General features: G+C 72.6%; 19 protein-coding genes. 15 read left to right on the forward strand and 4 right to left on the reverse strand.

Features of this window, described 5'->3' with window-relative positions; translation table 11 throughout:
• The first annotated feature begins 124 nt into the window (after positions 1 to 124).
• The 7 genes from rplS (at position 125) to CS0771_RS11920 (ending at position 4,533) form a co-directional block, all read left to right on the forward strand.
• Positions 125 to 481 carry a 50S ribosomal protein L19 gene (rplS, locus tag CS0771_RS11890; RefSeq protein ID WP_203751196.1) on the forward strand — a complete coding sequence of 119 codons (357 nt, stop codon included), beginning with the start codon at positions 125 to 127 and terminating at the stop codon, positions 479 to 481.
• Positions 482 to 656: 175 nt separating this feature from the next.
• Complete coding sequence (gene lepB, locus CS0771_RS11895) at positions 657 to 1,541, forward strand: signal peptidase I (RefSeq protein ID WP_244870739.1); 885 nt, start codon at positions 657 to 659, stop codon at positions 1,539 to 1,541.
• 35 nt (positions 1,542 to 1,576) lie between these two features.
• On the forward strand, positions 1,577 to 2,218 hold the full coding sequence (gene lepB / locus CS0771_RS11900; RefSeq protein WP_212841032.1) for a signal peptidase I: 642 nt from the start codon (positions 1,577 to 1,579) through the stop codon (positions 2,216 to 2,218).
• A 50-nt stretch (positions 2,219 to 2,268) separates the two neighbouring features.
• Positions 2,269 to 2,745, forward strand: coding sequence for an NUDIX hydrolase (locus CS0771_RS11905; protein ID WP_212841033.1), 477 nt, complete (start codon positions 2,269 to 2,271; stop codon positions 2,743 to 2,745).
• Positions 2,739 to 3,443, forward strand: a complete 705-nt coding sequence (locus tag CS0771_RS11910; protein WP_212841034.1) for a ribonuclease HII — start codon at positions 2,739 to 2,741, stop codon at positions 3,441 to 3,443. Before CS0771_RS11905 ends, CS0771_RS11910 begins: the two co-directional genes overlap by 7 nt.
• 65 nt (positions 3,444 to 3,508) lie before the next feature.
• A complete protein-coding gene (locus tag CS0771_RS11915; protein WP_203751208.1) occupies positions 3,509 to 3,826 on the forward strand; it encodes a DUF2469 domain-containing protein in 318 nt (105 codons plus the stop codon).
• 119 nt (positions 3,827 to 3,945) lie between these two features.
• Entirely contained in the window at positions 3,946 to 4,533 is a 588-nt protein-coding gene (locus CS0771_RS11920; protein ID WP_212841035.1) for a murein hydrolase activator EnvC, read from the forward strand.
• Here the strand turns inward: CS0771_RS11920 and CS0771_RS11925 are convergent.
• The 4 genes from CS0771_RS11925 to CS0771_RS11940 form a co-directional block, all read right to left on the reverse strand.
• Positions 4,457 to 5,635 (reverse strand): aminotransferase class V-fold PLP-dependent enzyme, encoded by a 1,179-nt coding sequence (locus CS0771_RS11925; RefSeq protein ID WP_371821388.1) that lies wholly within the window; start codon positions 5,633 to 5,635, stop codon positions 4,457 to 4,459. The genes CS0771_RS11920 and CS0771_RS11925 overlap by 77 nt on opposite strands.
• Before the next feature lie 211 nt (positions 5,636 to 5,846).
• Positions 5,847 to 7,079 (reverse strand): DNA-processing protein DprA, encoded by a 1,233-nt coding sequence (gene dprA / locus CS0771_RS11930; RefSeq protein WP_212841036.1) that lies wholly within the window; start codon positions 7,077 to 7,079, stop codon positions 5,847 to 5,849.
• Positions 7,076 to 8,596 carry a YifB family Mg chelatase-like AAA ATPase gene (locus CS0771_RS11935; RefSeq protein ID WP_212841037.1) on the reverse strand — a complete coding sequence of 507 codons (1,521 nt, stop codon included), beginning with the start codon at positions 8,594 to 8,596 and terminating at the stop codon, positions 7,076 to 7,078. The genes dprA and CS0771_RS11935 overlap by 4 nt, the downstream gene beginning before the upstream one ends.
• The gene (locus CS0771_RS11940; RefSeq protein ID WP_212841038.1) at positions 8,596 to 8,955 is read right to left on the reverse strand and encodes a YraN family protein; all 360 of its coding nucleotides are present in this window, start codon (positions 8,953 to 8,955) and stop codon (positions 8,596 to 8,598) included. Before CS0771_RS11940 ends, CS0771_RS11935 begins: the two co-directional genes overlap by 1 nt.
• 161 nt (positions 8,956 to 9,116) lie before the next feature.
• On the opposite strand from CS0771_RS11940, the gene CS0771_RS11945 reads away from it, so the two are divergent.
• The 8 genes from CS0771_RS11945 to CS0771_RS11980 all read left to right on the forward strand — a co-directional run bounded on the left by CS0771_RS11945 (position 9,117) and on the right by CS0771_RS11980 (position 17,013).
• On the forward strand, positions 9,117 to 9,959 hold the full coding sequence (locus tag CS0771_RS11945; RefSeq protein WP_212841039.1) for a hypothetical protein: 843 nt from the start codon (positions 9,117 to 9,119) through the stop codon (positions 9,957 to 9,959).
• A gap of 287 nt (positions 9,960 to 10,246) precedes the next feature.
• The gene (gene rpsB / locus CS0771_RS11950) at positions 10,247 to 11,068 is read left to right on the forward strand and encodes a 30S ribosomal protein S2 (RefSeq protein WP_203756080.1); all 822 of its coding nucleotides are present in this window, start codon (positions 10,247 to 10,249) and stop codon (positions 11,066 to 11,068) included.
• Between the two features lie 78 nt (positions 11,069 to 11,146).
• Positions 11,147 to 11,974 carry a translation elongation factor Ts gene (tsf, locus tag CS0771_RS11955; RefSeq protein ID WP_203756081.1) on the forward strand — a complete coding sequence of 276 codons (828 nt, stop codon included), beginning with the start codon at positions 11,147 to 11,149 and terminating at the stop codon, positions 11,972 to 11,974.
• Positions 11,975 to 12,082: 108 nt separating this feature from the next.
• Complete coding sequence (gene pyrH / locus CS0771_RS11960) at positions 12,083 to 12,802, forward strand: UMP kinase (RefSeq protein ID WP_212841040.1); 720 nt, start codon at positions 12,083 to 12,085, stop codon at positions 12,800 to 12,802.
• A gap of 275 nt (positions 12,803 to 13,077) precedes the next feature.
• Positions 13,078 to 13,635: a ribosome recycling factor gene (frr, locus tag CS0771_RS11965; protein ID WP_203756083.1), complete on the forward strand. Its 558-nt coding sequence runs from the start codon at positions 13,078 to 13,080 to the stop codon at positions 13,633 to 13,635.
• A complete protein-coding gene (locus CS0771_RS11970; RefSeq protein ID WP_212841041.1) occupies positions 13,635 to 14,642 on the forward strand; it encodes a phosphatidate cytidylyltransferase in 1,008 nt (335 codons plus the stop codon). Before frr ends, CS0771_RS11970 begins: the two co-directional genes overlap by 1 nt.
• 99 nt (positions 14,643 to 14,741) lie before the next feature.
• On the forward strand, positions 14,742 to 15,869 hold the full coding sequence (gene rlmN, locus CS0771_RS11975; RefSeq protein ID WP_212841042.1) for a 23S rRNA (adenine(2503)-C(2))-methyltransferase RlmN: 1,128 nt from the start codon (positions 14,742 to 14,744) through the stop codon (positions 15,867 to 15,869).
• An 88-nt stretch (positions 15,870 to 15,957) separates the two neighbouring features.
• Complete coding sequence (locus tag CS0771_RS11980) at positions 15,958 to 17,013, forward strand: DivIVA domain-containing protein (RefSeq protein ID WP_212841043.1); 1,056 nt, start codon at positions 15,958 to 15,960, stop codon at positions 17,011 to 17,013.
• The last annotated feature ends 139 nt before the right edge of the window (positions 17,014 to 17,152 follow it).

Genomic DNA, 17,152 nt, shown 5'->3' on the forward strand with positions numbered 1-17,152 from the left:
GGGCACGCCGTGCACGACGACGAGGACCCCGGACCCACGCCGCCTCAGGGTTGGCGTGCGCGCGGGGTCAGTATCGCCCACACGCGCACCGGACGACGGTGCGCTGAGAATCAAGGATGCAGCGATGAACACGCTGGACGCACTTGACGCCGCCTCCCTGCGGGCGGACATCCCCTCCTTCCGGGCCGGTGACACCCTCAAGGTGCACGTCCGGGTCGTCGAGGGCAACCGCTCCCGGATCCAGGTCTTCCAGGGCGTCGTGATCCGCCGCCAGGGCTCGGGCCTGCGCGAGACCTTCACGGTCCGCAAGCTGAGCTTCGGCGTGGGTGTCGAGCGCACCTACCCGATCCACGGCCCGGCGATCGACCGCATCGAGCTCGTCACCCGTGGTGACGTGCGCCGTGCGAAGCTCTACTACCTGCGCGACCTGCGCGGCAAGAAGGCGAAGATCAAGGAGCTGCGCGACGCCAAGGTCTCCTGAGACCCGGCCGACGCCGTTCACGGGCGGTGACACCTCCGGGTGTCGCCGCCCGTCGCCGTTGTCACCCGCGGATGTCAGTCCCGTGTCATGAACAGATCGGTACTCCCGAAAAGTTCTCTGGTCTTCTAGGCTGACGGCCGACATCCGGTGGCGAACTTCACGAGCGGCGGCAGTTGTGGCACTCCTTCCCAGCCGTAGGGCATCCCACGACGAGTTCACGGGCGAGCAGTGGAAGAAGCGCCGGCGCCGCAGCCGTCGCGGCCGCAAGGGCATGCCGTTGTGGCAGGAGCTGCCGCTCCTGCTGGTGGTGGCGTTCTGCCTGGCCGTGCTGATCCGCACCTTCCTGATGCAGGCCTTCTACATCCCGTCGGGTTCCATGGAGGACACCCTCCAGGTCGGCGACCGGGTGCTGGTCAACAAGGTGGTGTACGAGTTCCGCGACCCCACGCGCGGTGAGGTCATCGTGTTCAAGGGCCCCGACAACTGGGCTCCCGAGAACGGCAACGACACGAACGCGGGCTTCTTCTCCAAGCTCGGCCGCACCGTCGGCGACCTCGTCGGCATCAGCCAGCCGGGGGAGAAGGACTTCATCAAGCGCGTCATCGGGGTGCCCGGCGACCGGGTGTCCTGCTGCGACGTCGAGGGTCGGATATACGTCAACGGCGTCCCGATCGACGAGCCCTACGTGGTGCGCAACTCGTCGCTGGAGACGACCGCCGACAAGAGCTGCAACTCACGCAAGTTCGCCGAGGTCACCGTGGAGCCCGGCATGCTGTTCGTGATGGGTGACCACCGCCTGGTCTCCCAGGACTCGCGCTGCCAGGGCCAGGTGCCCATCGACGACGTGATCGGCAAGGCGATGGTGGTCGCGCTGCCGTTCGACCGGTGGGGTTCGGTGGCCCGCCAGGACGTGTTCGACAAGGTGCCGGACCCGGCGCTGGCCGCGGGGACCGCCACGCCCGCGCCCGCCCCGGAGCTGGCGCTGGTGGCTCCGGTGCTGCTCGGCGCGGCCCTGCTGCGCCGGAGGATTACACGCGCCCGTGCAACACAGCAGGGGTGATCGTCGTTTTCAGTTTCGCCGCGTAGGCTCCGTGCGTGATTGACGAGCAGACCAAAAGCAGCAAGGGTTCGTTCTGGAAGGAACTGCCGATCCTGCTGGGCGTGGCCATCATCGTGGCGTTCCTGGTACGGCAGTTCGTGGTGCAGACGTTCTTCATCCCGTCGGGATCGATGGAGGAGACCCTCCTCGTCGACGACCGGGTGCTGGTCAACAAGCTCGTCTACGACTTCCGCACGCCGGAGCGCGGCGAGATCATCGTCTTCGTTTCGCCGGAGAGCTGGCGTAACACCCCGGAGCACGAGGACTACATCAAGCGCGTGATCGGCGTGCCCGGCGACCGCGTGGTGTGCTGCGACCCGCAGGGCCGCATCCAGGTCAACGGCCACCCGCTGGACGAGCCGTACGTGTACCCGGGCAACCGGATGGCGCCGGAGGAGTTCGACATCACCGTGCCCGAGGGGCGGCTGTGGGTGATGGGCGACCACCGGGAGGCCTCCGGCGACTCGCTGGCCAACTACAACAACCACGGCCAGAACATCGAGGAGGCCACCGTGCCGGTCGATGCCGTGATCGGCCGGGCCTTCGTGCTGTTCTGGCCGTTCAACCGGACCACCTGGCTGACCGTGCCGGAGACGTTCTCGGGCGTGCCGGCGCCCTCGGCGGCGGCCGGGCGGTGACCCCGCCGCCGGGCGGGCGTGCCGAGGGCGTACGAACTAGGCTCCATGACATGCAGGTGGCACCGCAGGCCGAACCCCGGCGCCGGCGTGCCGGGCGGGTGCTGCTGGTGGACGCGGCCGAGCGGGTGCTGCTGTTCCAGGGCAGCGACCCGCACCGGCCCGGCACGCAGTACTGGTTCACCCCCGGCGGGGGCCTCGACGACGGCGAGACGACCGCGCAGGCCGCCGCACGCGAGCTGTTCGAGGAGACCGGCCTGGCCGTGCCCGCCGAACGGCTGGGCGGCCCGGTGCACTCCGAGGTGACCTCGTTCTCGTTCGCCGGTGTCGCCTACCGTCAGGAGCAGGACTTCTATCTGGTACGCGTGCCGCAGTGGAGCGTGGACACCAGCGGCTTCGACGAGGTCGAGCGGGCCTGGGTGCACACGCACCGCTGGTGGAGCGCGGCCGAGCTGCGCGGCACCGACGAGGTCTACTACCCGGCGGACCTGGTCGAGGTGCTGCGCGGGGCGGGGGTGGGCGAGTGCTGAGCCCGTCCCGGCCCGTGCTGCGCGTCGACGGCGGCGTGTACGCGCTCGAACGCGCCCTGCAGCGGCGCGGCTTCCTGGTGGTGGCCGGAGCCGACGAGGCCGGGCGGGGAGCCTGTGCGGGCCCGCTGGTGGCCGCCGCGGTGGTGCTGCCTGAGGCGAAGCGCGCCGAGATCGAGGGCCTCACCGATTCGAAGCTGCTCACCGCGGCGACCCGTGACCGGATGTACGAGCAGGTGCTCGCGGTGGCGGTGGCGCACGCCGTGGTGGTGATCGGGCCTGAGGAGATCGACAAGCGCGGCCTGCACGTGTGCAACCTCACTGCGATGCGCCGGGCGCTGGCCGCGCTGCAGCCCCGGCCGTCGTACGTGCTCACGGACGGGTTCCCGGTGGACGGGGTGGGCGTGCCGGGCCTCGCCGTGTGGAAGGGTGACCAGGTCGCGGCCTGTGTCGCGGCCGCCAGCGTGCTGGCGAAGGTGTCCCGTGACCGCATCATGACCCAGCTCGATATGGTGTATCCGCAGTACGGCTTCGCGTTGCACAAGGGGTACAGCACCGCCGAGCACCAGGCCGCGCTGGAGGAGCACGGGCCCAGCCCGGTGCACCGGCGTTCGTATCAGAACGTGGCGCGAGCGGGGCGCGGTCGCGCCGTCACGCAGGGTATGACCGAGCTGACGGTGCCGGGCCCCCTCCGTGGCTAAACGCGCGCCGCGTGGCACGGCGCGGTACGGTTCATCGGCAGGACGTGGCCGCAGGAGGGCGAGCGATGAGCGCAGAGGATCTCGAGAAGTACGAGACCGACATGGAGCTGCAGCTCTACCGGGAGTATCGCGACATCGTGCGCCAATTCTCCTACGTGGTGGAGACCGAGCGGCGGTTCTACCTGGCCAACCAGGTTGACCTGCACGTGCGCAACTCCGACGGCGAGGTCTACTTCGAGGTCGAGATGCACGACGCATGGGTGTGGGACATGTACCGTCCTGCCCGTTTCGTGAAGAACGTCCGCGTAATGACGTTCAAGGACGTGAACGTCGAGGAGCTGGAGAAGCCCGACATCTCCCTGCCCGCCGAGGGCGGCTTCTGACGTACGGCCCCTAGCACACCGCGGACCTCACCGGGTGGTTGTCCACAACCACCCGGTTGTCCACAGGTGCGCGCCGGCACCCGTGGCGCCGTCGTGGCTCCGCCCGGCAGGCTGCCGCCATGAAACCGATCCGGGCCACGCTGGTCCTGCTGCTCGTGGCCACCTCCGTCGTGGCCCCACCCGACGTCCCGCCCGCCACGGCCCGCGCCGTCTCGTCCCTCGCCGCCGCGGGCGGGTGGCGGTGGCCGCTGGTCGGCACGCCGCGGCCGATGCGCCTGTTCGATCCGCCGCCGGAGCGGTGGCTGCCGGGGCACCGCGGCGTCGACCTCGCCGCCGCGCCCGGCACCCCGGTGCTGGCCGCGGCCGCCGGCACCGTCGTGTACGCCGGGCGCCTGGCCGGGCGCGGCGTCGTCAGCATCGACCATCCGGGCGGGCTGCGCACCACCTATGAGCCCGTCGACGTGTCGGTCGAGGCCGGTGCCGAGGTCGTCGGCGGGGAGGCGCTGGGCACGCTCACCGCGGGTCACCCCGGCTGCCCCGCCGCGGCCTGCCTGCACTGGGGGCTGCGGCGGGGGCCGGTGTACCTCGACCCGCTGACCGTGCTGGGGCTCGGCCGGGTCCGGCTGCTGCCTACTTCCGCAGCAGCGCCGGCAGGCCCTCGGCGAGCCGCTCGTACTCGGCGGCGCGGTTGTAGATCTGCGCGCTGAGGCGCACGAACGCGCGGTCCCGCCAGACCATCACGTTGACCTCGGCGGCGAGCTCGTCGGCGATGCGGTTGCGCAGCGCGGCCGCCGCGTCGTGATCGGTGACCAGGCCGTCGGGCACCGGCAGCAGCCGCATGCTCACGTGCTCGCCCGGGTCGGGCAGCTCCGTCGGGTCGACGCCGAGCGCCTCGCCGACCACGCGCTGACCGTACGCGGCCAGCTCCGCGTTGTGCCGCTGGATCGTGTCGAAGCCGTACCGCTCGAACAGGCTCAGGCCCGTCGGGGCGGCCAGCCATGGGCTGTGGTCCACCGTGCCCTGCTGCTCCAGGAAGGCGGGGAAGCCGTCCGGCTGCGAGTGCGAGACGACCAGCGGCACCATGCGCTCCCGCCACCACGGTGCGACCCGGAACAACGCCGTGCCCGCGGGCGCGAAGCCCCACTTGTGCAGGTTGCCGACCCAGAAGTCGGCCTCCAGGCCTCGTGCCGGGTGGGCCAGCATGCCGGGCGCGTGCGCGCCGTCCACGAGCAGCGGCACGCCGCGCTCGCGCAGCGCGGCGGCGATCGCGCCGACCGGATGCCGCTGCGCCGTCGCCGACGAGACCTGGTCCACGATGACCAGGCAGGTGCGCTCGCTCGCCCTCGACAGCACGGCCTCGGCGGTCTCGGCGTCGGTCGAGTCCAGCTCGACCGGGACCGTCACCACGCGCACCCCGTGCCGCTGCGCCACCTCGGTCAGCGCCAGCCGGACCGCGTTGTAGCCGTGGTCGGTGACCAGGATCTCGTCGCCGGACCGCGGCGCGACGGCCGCCAGCACCAGCGCGGTCGCGGTGGTGGCGTTCGCGACGAGCGCGCTGTCGTCCGGGTCCGCGCCGCAGAAAGCGGCCAGCGTGGCACGGGCCGCCGCCACCCGCTCCCACAACCCCGCGTTGGTCACGAACCGCACCGGGTTCGCGTCGTGCTCGTCGATGAGGCGCTGCCGGGCCGCCCGGACCGGGGCCGGCACCGCGCCGAACGAGCCGTGGTTCAGGTGCGCGACGGCCGGGTCCAGCGCGAACAGGTCACGGCTGCCGTCCAGCGGGGCGGGTGCTACACGAGAGGTGATCACGTAACCGGAGTCTAGGCCGCCCCGGCCCCCCACCACAGGCCCCGAACCCCCGTTCCCACAGCCTGGCCACCCCACCCCACCCCGCCCCGGCCCGCCACCGCACCGGGGCGGCCGATGATCGCGGCTTCGTGTCGGAAAGTGAGGCTGAGCCACACCTTCCGACACGAGACCGCGATCTTCGCCCGCAGCGCCCCGGACGGGGCCGGTCGGGTCAGGGGGTGGGCCGCCGGGCCGGGCGGGGGCGGGAGTAGGCGCCGGACTGTTCGCGCAGGTGGCCGCGCAGGGCCAGGGAGGGGAGCCGGGCCAGGGCGTCGCGCAGGGAGACCCCGGCCGCGGCGGCGATCTCGGTGGCGTGGGCGGTGCCGCGCCGGGGGACCGCGTCGACCAGCTGGCGTTCCACCGGGTCGAGGGCGTCCAGCGGCTGTTCCGCGCCGCGCGGCACGGGAGCGAGATCGCCGATCCCGCCCACCTCCTCCAGGATGTGATCCACCGAGGCGACCAGGCGCACCGGTTCGTCCGGCCCGCGCCGCAGCTCCTCGTGGCACCCCACCGACATCTCCGAGGTGATCGGTCCCGGCACCGCCATCGCCGCCCGGCCCAGCTCCCGGGCCCGCCGCAGCGTCTGCCGGGCGCCGCTGCGCGCCCCCGCCTCCACCAGCACCGTGCCTCGCGCCAGCGCCGCGATGACCCGGTTGCGCACCAGGAAGCGCATCTTGAACGGCGCCGTGCCCGGCGGCCACTCGCTGATCAGCAGCCCCTCCTCGGCGATCTGCTCGAACAGGGCGCTGTTGCTCAGCGGGTACGGCCGGTCCACCCCGCAGGCGAGCACCGCCACGGTCAGCCCGCTCGCCGCCAGCGCGGCCCGGTGCGCGACCGCGTCGATGCCGTACGCGCCGCCGGACAGCACCGTCCACCCCCGATCGGCCAGGCCGTAGCCCAGCTCCGCCGCGGCGTGCGCGCCGTACACGGTGTTGGCGCGGGCGCCGACCAGTGCGACCGAGCGCCCGGCCACCTCGCCCAGCGCGTGCGGCCCGCGCAGCCAGATGCTCTGCGGCGGGAACGTGTCCCGGTCGATGGTGGACGAGGTGTCCCGGCTGATGTGCCGCAGGTCGGCCAGCTGCGCGGGCCATTCGGCGGACTCCGGAGTGATGACGCGTACGCCCAGCCGCGCGGCCCGCTCCCACAGCCGCCCGGCCAGCTCGGCGGCGGGGCGGCCCTGCAGGCGCAGCGCCGCGGCCTCGGCGAGCGGTCCGGACTCCAGCCCGGACGCGAGCCGGTCCAGCGCCTCGACGGGTCCGTGCGCGCTGACCAGCCGGTGCAGCGCGGCGCTGCCCGGTTCGACGAGGCAACCGAGCACGATGCGTGCGTCGCGGACCGTCAGGGTGTCGACGCCGTCCGGCGCGCCGGGTTCGGGATCGGTCGGGGTGGGTTCGGGACGGGTCATGTCAGGGCTCCTGTGCGCAGTTGGAGGGCGATGTTGATTTCGGCCGCGCCGGGGCGGTCCAGCCCGGCCAGGTCGCCGAGCGTCCAGGCCAGACGCACCACGCGGTCGTGGCCGCGGGCGGACAGCGCGCCGGTGTCCAGCCGGTGCCGCAGCTCGCCCGTGTCCGTGTCGGGCAGCCGCCAGCGGCGCTGGCGCAGCACGGTGCCCGGCACCTCGGCGTTGCAGCGCGCGCCGAGGCCGGTCCAGCGCTCGGCGGCGACCGCGCGGGCGGCGGCGACCCGCTGCGCGACCGTGCGGGACGGCTCGCGCGTGGCGAGGTCGGTGAACAGGTGGGCCGCCTTCACCTGGGGCAGCTGCAGCTGGATGTCGATCCGGTCGAGCAGCGGCCCGGAGATGCGGCCGAGGTACCGCCGCCGGGCGTGCGGGCTGCACGTGCACGCGACGTCGCCGACCGGGCGGGCGCACGGGCACGGGTTGGCGGCGAGCACCAGCTGCACCTGGGCCGGGTACGCGACGATGCCGCGGGTGCGGCCGAGCGTGACGATGCCGTCCTCCAGCGGCTGGCGCAGCGTGTCCAGGGCCTGCCGGCTGAATTCGGGGGCTTCGTCGAGCATCAGGACCCCGCGGTGGGCCAGCGACAGCGCGCCGGGGCGGGCCAGGCCGCTGCCGCCGCCGACCAGCGACGCCAACGAGGCCGTGTGATGCGGGGCCTGGAACGGCGGCCGCCGGATGAGCGGCGCCCCGGGCGGCAGCACGCCCGCGACGGAGTACAGCGCGGTCACCTCCAGTGCCGCGGCGTCGTCCAGCCGGGGCAGCAGCGACGGCAGCCGCTGGGCGAGCATGGTCTTGCCCGCGCCGGGCGGCCCGAACAGCGCCAGGTGGTGCCCGCCCGCGGCGGCGACCTCGATGCCGAGCCGGCCCATCTCCTGCCCGGCGACGTCGGCGAGGTCCGGCTCCGGGCCGAGGGGCGGGGGCGGCGTGTCCGGCGGGTCGAGCAGCGTGTTGCGGCCGCGTACGAAGCCGGTGACGCGGTTCAGGGTGTCCGCCGCGTGCACGCGCACCCCGGGCACGAGGGCGGCCTCGGCGGCGTTGCCGAGCGGCACGATCGCCTCGGTGACGCCGTGGCGGGCGGCCGCGGCGACCATCGGCAGCACCCCGCGCACCGGCCGGACGGAGCCGTCCAGGCCCAGCTCACCCAGCACGAGCACGCCGTCAAGCGCGACGAGCGGCAGGGTCCCGGTGCCGCCGAGGACGGCCAACGCGACAGCAAGATCGAAACCGGAACCTCTCTTCTTCAGGTCGGCCGGGTCGAGGTTGACGGTGATGCGGCGCTGGGGCCAGGTCTCGCCGGAGTTGGTGATGGCGGCGCGGACCCGCTCCCGGGCCTCGTTGAGCGCGGCGTCGGGCAGGCCGGAGACCAGCACCCCGGGGAGCCCGTTGGCGAGCACCGCCTCGACCCGGACCAGGTGCCCGGTGACACCCTCCAGCGCCGCGCACAGGACTCTCGCGTAGCTCATCAGAACGCGCCGCGGATGTGCTGCACGACCGGCTCGGCGCCGCGGCGGGCGTACACGCTGACCACGTCGAAGCGCACTTCGGCGGGGCGTACCCCGGTGATCGCCAGCCACTGCGCGGCGAGCTGCCGCAGCCGCCGGACCTTGGCCCGCGCCACCGCCTCGGCGGGTGTGCCGTACGTCGCACTGCGCCGGGTCTTCACCTCGCAGAAGACCACTGCGTCGCCGTCGCGCGCGATGATGTCGACCTCCCCGGCCGCGCCGCGCCAGTTGCGGTCGAGCAGCACCATGCCCGCGGCCAGCAGATGTGCGGCGGCCAGGCGTTCTCCCCAGGCGCCGACGGCCTGTGTCACCTTCGTCATGGCCGCCGAGCATGGGCGTGCGGGCCGCCCGGAGGCCATCACGCGCCTCCGTCCGCTGTGGATGGAGCGGTGCTTGGGGATATGCGCCTGATCATGCAGTTGATCTGTTATTGGGACGGCTTGTTGGCGCCGAGGTGAAAACTCCTCTACGGTGGGCGCCCGTGGACGGACATGACGACTTCGCCGACTGGAGCTCGTTCCGCGAGCAGCGTGGCGGCCGCGACGACCGGCGCACGCCCGACCAGTACTCGTACGACTTCGACGGGGACTCCCGCGTCCCGGCGCCGCGCTCCGGCGGGGACGCCCGTTACGCCTCGCTGGCCGAGCTGAGCTCGGGCGGCCGCGAGCGCGCCGACGACCGCGAGTGGGACCGCGGCGACGACTGGGACCGCGGCCGCGACCGCTACCAGGCCCCGGCCGACCCGGACTTCGCGCCGCGCGGCCCGCGCTCGGTGCCGCCGGTGGACCCCGACTTCGCGCCGCGCGGCGCCCGCTCGGGCGAGCAGCTGCCGCCCCCGGACCCGGGCTTCGCACCGCGCGGCCCGCGCCCGGCCGACCTGCCGCCCCCGATGCCGATGTCCCCGGCCGGGCCGCCGATGTCCCCGGCGGGACCGCCGATGCTGGGCGGCGCGCCGGACCCGATCCAGCAGCCGACCTCGACCGTCGACGCCGCCGCGGTGCGCCGTTCGGTGAGCGACTCCGACGGCATCTACCGCAGCAAGCGGCCCGCCCTGCTGGTGCTGTTCGGCGTGGTCGCGGGCATTGGTGAGCTGATGATGGCGCGCTCGCTGCTCGACGGCGCGTTCGACGGCCCGGCCGGCCCGGCGCTGGCCCCGCTGCTGGCCATGCTCGGCCTGCCCTTCCTGGCCGTCGGCCTGTACGCGGTGACCACCGGCGCGGCCACCGCGGTGCAGTTCCAGGGCCCCCGGGTGTGGCTGCGCACCCCGCTGGTCTACCTGCTTGTGGGCCTCGGCCTGCTGCTCGCCGCGGGCACCGCGGCCTGAGCTGTGACATGCGGAGCCCGCTACGGGCTCCTTGAAGCGTGATCCGTGCATGCGGTGTCCCGGGCGAGAGCGGCCCGGGGCACCGCGTACACTTGACTCTCGCGACCACAACTCGTGGTCGACTTCGCGCGCCCTCCCGCCTTCGACAGGCTGGGCGGCGGCCTCCCTGGTCCTCGCTTCGCGGGGTTCCACCATGGCCGACGACCGGGCGCCAGGCGGCGGCCACCGGCCGCCGGTTCAACCAGGGAACGCACGGTTTCGCGCCGTGCCGAGAAGATTGGCCTGACATGGCTGTTGTCAGCATGCGCCAGCTGCTGGAGAGCGGCGTTCACTTCGGGCACCAGACCCGTCGCTGGAACCCGAAGATGAAGCGCTTCATCTTCACCGAGCGCAACGGCATCTACATCATCGACCTGCGCCAGACGCTCGACTACATCGAGAAGGCGTACAGCTTCGTCCGCAACACCGTGGCCGAGGGCGGCACCGTGCTCTTCGTGGGCACGAAGAAGCAGGCCCAGGAGGCCGTGGCCGAGCAGGCCGCGCGCGTGGGCATGCCCTACGTCAACCACCGCTGGCTGGGCGGCATGCTCACCAACTTCCAGACGGTGTACAAGCGGCTGCAGCGCATGAAGGAGCTGGAGTCGATCGACCTGACCGGCACCGCCGCGGGGTACACCAAGAAGGAGACCCTGCAGCTGTCGCGGGAGAAGACCAAGCTCACCAAGACCCTCGGTGGTCTGCGGGACATGCAGAAGCTCCCGGCCGCGGTCTGGATCGTGGACACCAAGAAGGAGCACATCGCCGTCGACGAGGCCCGCAAGCTGGGCATCCCGGTGATCGCGATCCTGGACACGAACTGCGACCCGGACGAGGTCGACTTCCCGATCCCGGGCAACGACGACGCGATCCGCTCGGCCGAGCTGCTGACCAAGGTCATCGCGAGCGCGGTGGCCGACGGCCTGATCGCCCGCTCCGGCAAGGCCGCCCGTGGCGGCGACGTGAAGCCGGAGCCCGGCACCGTCGCGGCCGACGAGCCGCTGGCCGAGTGGGAGCAGGAGCTGCTGACCGGTGACAAGCCGGCCGAGCAGCCCGCCGCCGCCGCTGAGTGACCCGCTGTCACACGGTGCGGGTCATGAGCCCGCACCGTGTGGTACGACTTGCGAAGTCTTCTACCAAAGAGGGAACTGATGTCCACTTTTACCGCTGCAGACGTCAAGCGGCTCCGTGAGCTGACCGGCTCCGGCATGATGGACTGCAAGAAGGCGCTCGAGGAGGCCGAGGGCGACTTCGACAAGGCTGTGGAGATCCTGCGCGTCAAGGGCGCGAAGGACGTCGGCAAGCGTGCCGGCCGCACCACCGCCAACGGTCTGGTCGCCCACTCGGGCAGCGCGCTGCTGGAGCTGAACTGCGAGACCGACTTCGTCGCCAAGAACGACGCCTTCATCGCGCTGGCCAACCAGCTGGTCGCCCACGTCGCCGCCACCAAGCCGGCCGACGTCGAGGCGCTGCTGGCCAGCAAGATCGGTGACGGCACCGTCGCCGACCTGATCCAGGACCAGTCCGCCAAGATCGGTGAGAAGCTGGTCATCGGCCGCTTCGCGGTGCTGGACGGCGACGTCGCGGTGTACATGCACCGCAAGAGCGCCGACCTGCCCCCGCAGGTGGGTGTCGCGGTCGCGTACACCGGCAAGACCGACGAGGCCGGTGCGGACGACGCCCGCTCGATCGCGATGCAGATCGCGGCCATGCGGCCGAAGTACGTCACCCGCGAGGAGGTGCCGGCCGAGATCGTCGAGTCCGAGCGCCGCATCGCCGAGCAGACCGCTCGCGAGGAGGGCAAGCCCGAGGCCGCCCTGCCGAAGATCGTCGAGGGCCGGGTGAACTCGTTCTTCAAGGACTTCGTCCTGATCGAGCAGCCGTCGGTCAGCGACCAGAAGAAGACGGTGAAGCAGGTGCTGGCCGAGGCCGGCATCGAGGTCACCCGCTTCGCGCGGTTCGAGGTCGGCCAGGCCTGAGCCGCCCCGAGCGGAAAGCAGTAAGAAGGGAGGTCGTCGGTGGCAGCCACGGCCTCCCTTTTCCGTACCGCCTGCGCGGTCGCAGGTTGGTGAGCAGAGAGGGTGCTGATGTCCGGACACCAGTTCAACCGGGTGGTGCTGAAGCTCTCCGGCGAGGTCTTCGGCGGTGGCGAGGTAGGGGTCGATCCGGACGTCGTGGCCGGGATCGCCCGCCAGATCGCCACGGTGGTGCGCCGCGGGGTGCAGGTCGCGGTGGTGGTCGGCGGCGGCAACTTCTTCCGTGGCGCCGAGCTGCAGAAGCGCGGCATGGACCGGGCGCGCGCCGACTACATGGGCATGCTGGGCACCGTGATGAACTGCCTGGCGCTGCAGGACTTCCTGGAGAAGGAGGGCATCGAGACGCGGGTGCAGACCGCGATCACGATGGCCCAGGTCGCCGAGCAGTACATCCCGCTGCGCGCGATCCGGCACCTGGAGAAGGGCCGCGTCGTGATCTTCGGCGGCGGCGCCGGCATGCCGTACTTCACCACCGACACCGTGTCCGCCCAGCGCGCGCTGGAGATCCACGCGGACGTGGTGCTGATGAGCAAGAACGGCGTGGACGCGGTCTACACCGCCGACCCGCGCACCAACCCCGACGCGGCGAAGATCGACAACATCACCTTCGGCGAGGTGCTGCGCCAGGGTATCCGGGTGGCCGACGCCGCCGCGTTCAGCCTGTGCGCCGACAACGGCCTGCCGATGCTGGTCTTCGGCGCCGAGGGCGACGACACCATCGTGCGCGCGGTGAGCGGCGACAAGATCGGCACCCTGATCACCGCCTCCTGACGGCGGGGCGGGCTCGCGCAGCGGCCGCCGTGGCGAGCGGTACCCTATGGCCGCGTGCGGACGGGCTCCGCGCGCCGTACGGGTACGCGTTCGCGCGGGACACGTCGGCGCGGGCTCGGACGTGATACGAGCATGAGGCCGCCGTCAGGCGGATGATCGAAGACAGAGCACAGCCGCAATCAGTGACCGGCGACCCGGCGCGGCGCGGAGCGGGCCCCACCGGGCCGCCGCGACCGCCGGGCCCGCCCGGCACACGATCAGAGACGGAGAGGCCCGTGATCGACGACACGCTCCTCGAGGCCGAGGAGAAGATGGACCGGGCGGTCGAGCACGCGAAGGAGGAGTTCGCGGCGATCCGCACGGGGCGTGCCAACGCGGCGATGTTCTCCAAGATCGTGATCGACTACTACGGCACGCCCACGCCGCTGCCGCAGATGGCGTCGATCGGCGTGCCCGAGCCGCGCATGGTGATCATCAAGCCGTACGACACCTCCCAGATCGGTGCGATGGAGCGGGCCATCCGCGACTCGGATCTGGGCGTCAACCCCGGCAACGAGGGCACCCAGCTGCGCATCATGGTCCCGCCGATGACCGAGGAGCGCCGCCGCGACATGACCAAGATCGCGCGGGGCAAGGGCGAGGACGCGAAGATCGCGATCCGCAACGTACGCCGCAAGGCCAAGGAGGAGCTCGACCGCATCGTCAAGGACGGCGAGGCGGGCGAGGACGAGGTGCGCCGCGCGGAGAAGGAGCTCGACGACCTCACCGGCAAGTACGTCGCGCACATCGACGAGCTCCTCAAGCACAAGGAAGCCGAGCTGCTCGAAGTCTGATGAGCGAGCCATACGACACGGACCCTCGCCGGTCCGGCGCCTCCTGGGCGCGGCACCCCCACGATGCCGCGCCCGACGCGTATACCGACCCCTCCGACGCGCCCGCCGATCCGCCGCGCGCCGGCCGCCGCCGTGCCGACCGTGGCGCCGAGCCGCAGGGCCGTGCGCCCGAGCCCGCCGAGCCGAAGAAGGACTACGGCCGGGCGGGCCGCAACGTGCCGCTGTCCATCGCGGTCGGCGTCGGCCTGCTCGCGGTGATCCTGACCCCGCTGTTCTTCGCCAAGCAGTTCTTCGTGCTGATCCTGGTCGCCGCGGCCGGGCTGGGCGTGTGGGAGATGGCCCGCGCGGTGCGCGGCTCCGGCGCCAACCCGCCGCTGCTCCCGCTGCTCGGCGGCTCGGTCGCGATGATGGGCCTGGCCTGGTACGCGGGCGTCGACGCGCTGAGCATCGGCCTGCTGATCACCGTGCTGGCCACCATGGTGTGGCGGATGGGCGACGGCCCGGCCGGCTACCAGCGCGACATCGGCGCCGCGGCGCTGATCATGGTGTACGTCCCGTTCCTGCTCGGCTTCGCCGCGCCGCTGACCACGCCCGCGGACGGGCAGTGGCGGATCGTGGCGACGCTGGCCGCGGTGGTGCTCTCCGACACCGGCGGCTTCGTCGCGGGCGTGCTGTTCGGCAGGCACCCGATGGCGCCGGTGATCAGCCCGAAGAAGTCCTGGGAGGGCTTCGGCGGCTCGGTGGTGGCGGCCGGTGCGGGCAGCGCGGCGATCCTGTGGGCGCTGCTGGACGTCGCGCCCTGGTGGGGTGCGGTGTTCGGTGTGGTGATCGCGGTCGCGGCGGTGCTCGGTGACCTGGCCGAGTCGCTGCTCAAGCGGGATCTCGGCATCAAGGACATGAGCAACATCCTGCCGGGCCACGGCGGCATCATGGACCGGCTCGACTCGATCGTGTTCGCCGTGCCGGTGGCCTACCTGTTGCTGTCCGTGCTCGCGCCGACGCCGTGAGTTGAGACACAGCGCAGGGCAGGCGCGCGCCCGTCAGCAGCGCTGTTGGCACCCTGGGGGGCTGGCGCCGGTGACCGGACGTGGGACACTGGAGCGGTCATGACGAGCCTTCCCTTGATTTCCGTTACCGATGGTGACGGTGCGACTGCGCGCCGGGCATCCATGCCGCCGCGCCACCTCGCCGACCTGGATCTGGCGGGGCGGCGCGCAGCCGTGTCCGAGCTCGGCGAGCAGGCCTTCCGCGCCGGCCAGCTGTCGACGCACTACTTCGGGCGCCTGGAGCGCGACCCGGCCGGGATGACCGACATCCCGGCCGCCGCGCGTGAGCGCCTCACCGGCACGCTGCTGCCCCGGCTGCTGACCCCCGTGCGCGAGCTGGCCTGCGACGGCGGCGACACGCGCAAGGCGCTCTGGCGGCTGCACGACGGGTCCCTGGTCGAGAGCGTGCTGATGGGGTATGCCGACCGGGTCACCGTCTGCATCTCCAGCCAGGCGGGGTGCGGCATGGCCTGCCCGTTCTGCGCCACCGGCCAGGCGGGCCTGACCCGCAACCTGTCCACCGCCGAGATCGTCGATCAGGTGGTCTACCTGGCCGGGGTCGCCGCGTCCGGGGTGATGGGCGGCGCGCCGCGCCGGCTGAGCCACGTGGTCTTCATGGGCATGGGCGAGCCGCTGGCCAACTACAACCGCGTCATCGACGCCGTACGCCGGCTGACCAGTCCCGCGCCGGAGGGCCTCGGCCTGTCCCAGCGCCACATCACGGTGTCCACCGTGGGGCTCGTTCCGGCGATGCGGAAGCTGGCCGAGGAAGACCTCTCGGTGACCCTTGCGCTCTCGCTGCACGCGCCCGATGATGACCTTCGCGATGAACTCGTGCCGGTGAATCAGCGGTGGAAGGTTGCCGAAGTGCTCGATGCCGCGTGGGCGTACGCCGCCCGCACCGGTCGCCGGGTCAGCATCGAGTACGCCATGATCAGGGACGTGAACGATCAGCCGTGGCGGGCCGACCTGCTGGGTCGCCTGCTGTCGGGGCGGCTGGCGCACGTCAATCTCATCCCGCTCAACCCGACACCGGGCAGCAAGTGGGACGCCAGTCCCAAGCCGGTGGAGCGGGAGTTCGTGCGGAGGTTGCGCGCGGCCGGAGTCGCCACTACGGTGCGTGACACCCGGGGCCGTGAGATTGACGGCGCGTGTGGGCAGTTGGCTGCTAGCGAGGTTGAGGCATGAGCGAGCACAGCGAGCGAATCATGGACACGGTTGACTCATGCCGACGCCGAGCGCAGCGCGGAGTCGGCAACGGCATGGAGGTAACGGCGTGAGCTCGCATGGTCAGCGGTTCCGCCGGCGTGCGATGCGCCGGGGCTACAAGGTCGACGAGGTCGACACGTTCCTGGACCGGGTGGAGGCGACCCTCAACGGTTCCCCGGCCGGTCCTGACGTGCGTTCGCAAGAGGTCCGGGACGTCGTCTTCCGGGTGCGCTTCGGCGGTTACGACGAGTGGCAGGTCGACCTGCACCTCGACCGGGTGGAGCGCCAGCTCGCCGAGCTGGAGGAGCGCCCGGCCGCGCCCGGCCGCGGCGCCGAGCTGCGCGCCAGCATGAGCCCGCCGCCGCCCGCGCCGCCCGCGCCCGCGCCGATGCCGGACCGGATGGGCCCGCCGCCGCCTCCGCTGCCCACCCGCACGCCCGCCGCCAGCGCGCCGACCGGCGCCCTGCCGCGCTTCGAGCCGCGCTACGAGGAGCAGCAGCCCCAGTTCGCCGGGCAGGGCATGGTGCCCGGCCCGCAGAGCAGCTTCGACGGCTTCGGCGGCGGCCAGGGCCGGGCCGACATGACCAGCGAGATCCGCATGCAGCCGCAGCCGCCGCGCAACGAGCCGCCGCGCATGCCGGAGCCGCCCCGCGTCGACCCGTACGGGCCGAGCAGCGGCTTCGGTTCGGTGACCGCGCAGCAGCCGGTGTACCGCGACACGCCGCCGCGCGGCGGGTACGACGCCGACGCCACGAACACGTTCAACGCGGTGCCCCCGGCTCCGGCGGTGTCCTCCTACGGCGGCGGCGGGTACGGTCCGCCTCCGCCGCCGCCCCCCGCGGCGCCGTCCGTGCCGTCCGGTCCCGCCTACACGGGCGAGCTGGCCCGGGTGGACCAGCTGCGGCGCACGTTCCAGCTGCGGCGCTTCGGCAGCGGTTACGACCCGCAGCAGGTGGACCGGCTGTTCGAGACCGCGCTCAGCTCGCTGGCCGGCCGCAGCGGCGGCCCGGTCAACGACAGCGAACTCGACCCGGGCCGGCTCAACCTGGTCCCCGGCGGCTACTACGAGGCCGAGGTCGAGCAGGCCCTGCGCGACCTCCGCGAGATCGTCGGGCGGCGCTGAGCCAGCCGGGCTGACGCTGGAAGGCTTGATCGGCGTTTCGTGTCAAGATCTGCACTCAAACCGCGGATCTTGACACGAGACAGCGATCTTCCTTCCAGCCGCAGCGCGACGTGACCCAGCCCCGCCATGGGTTCCCCAG

Source organism: Catellatospora sp. IY07-71 (assembly GCF_018326265.1).
In the GTDB taxonomy this organism is placed as follows: domain Bacteria; phylum Actinomycetota; class Actinomycetes; order Mycobacteriales; family Micromonosporaceae; genus Catellatospora.

Coding starts and splice junctions, on each gene's coding strand:
- rplS (WP_203751196.1), top strand. CDS start 125: ATGAACACGCTGGACGCACTTGACGCCGCCTCCCTGCGGGCGGACATC.
- CS0771_RS11905 (WP_212841033.1), top strand. CDS start 2,269: ATGCAGGTGGCACCGCAGGCCGAACCCCGGCGCCGGCGTGCCGGGCGG.
- CS0771_RS11915 (WP_203751208.1), top strand. CDS start 3,509: ATGAGCGCAGAGGATCTCGAGAAGTACGAGACCGACATGGAGCTGCAG.
- CS0771_RS11920 (WP_212841035.1), top strand. CDS start 3,946: ATGAAACCGATCCGGGCCACGCTGGTCCTGCTGCTCGTGGCCACCTCC.
- dprA (WP_212841036.1), bottom strand. CDS start 7,079: ATGACCCGTCCCGAACCCACCCCGACCGATCCCGAACCCGGCGCGCCG.
- CS0771_RS11935 (WP_212841037.1), bottom strand. CDS start 8,596: ATGAGCTACGCGAGAGTCCTGTGCGCGGCGCTGGAGGGTGTCACCGGG.
- CS0771_RS11940 (WP_212841038.1), bottom strand. CDS start 8,955: ATGACGAAGGTGACACAGGCCGTCGGCGCCTGGGGAGAACGCCTGGCC.
- rpsB (WP_203756080.1), top strand. CDS start 10,247: ATGGCTGTTGTCAGCATGCGCCAGCTGCTGGAGAGCGGCGTTCACTTC.
- tsf (WP_203756081.1), top strand. CDS start 11,147: ATGTCCACTTTTACCGCTGCAGACGTCAAGCGGCTCCGTGAGCTGACC.
- pyrH (WP_212841040.1), top strand. CDS start 12,083: ATGTCCGGACACCAGTTCAACCGGGTGGTGCTGAAGCTCTCCGGCGAG.
- CS0771_RS11970 (WP_212841041.1), top strand. CDS start 13,635: ATGAGCGAGCCATACGACACGGACCCTCGCCGGTCCGGCGCCTCCTGG.
- rlmN (WP_212841042.1), top strand. CDS start 14,742: ATGACGAGCCTTCCCTTGATTTCCGTTACCGATGGTGACGGTGCGACT.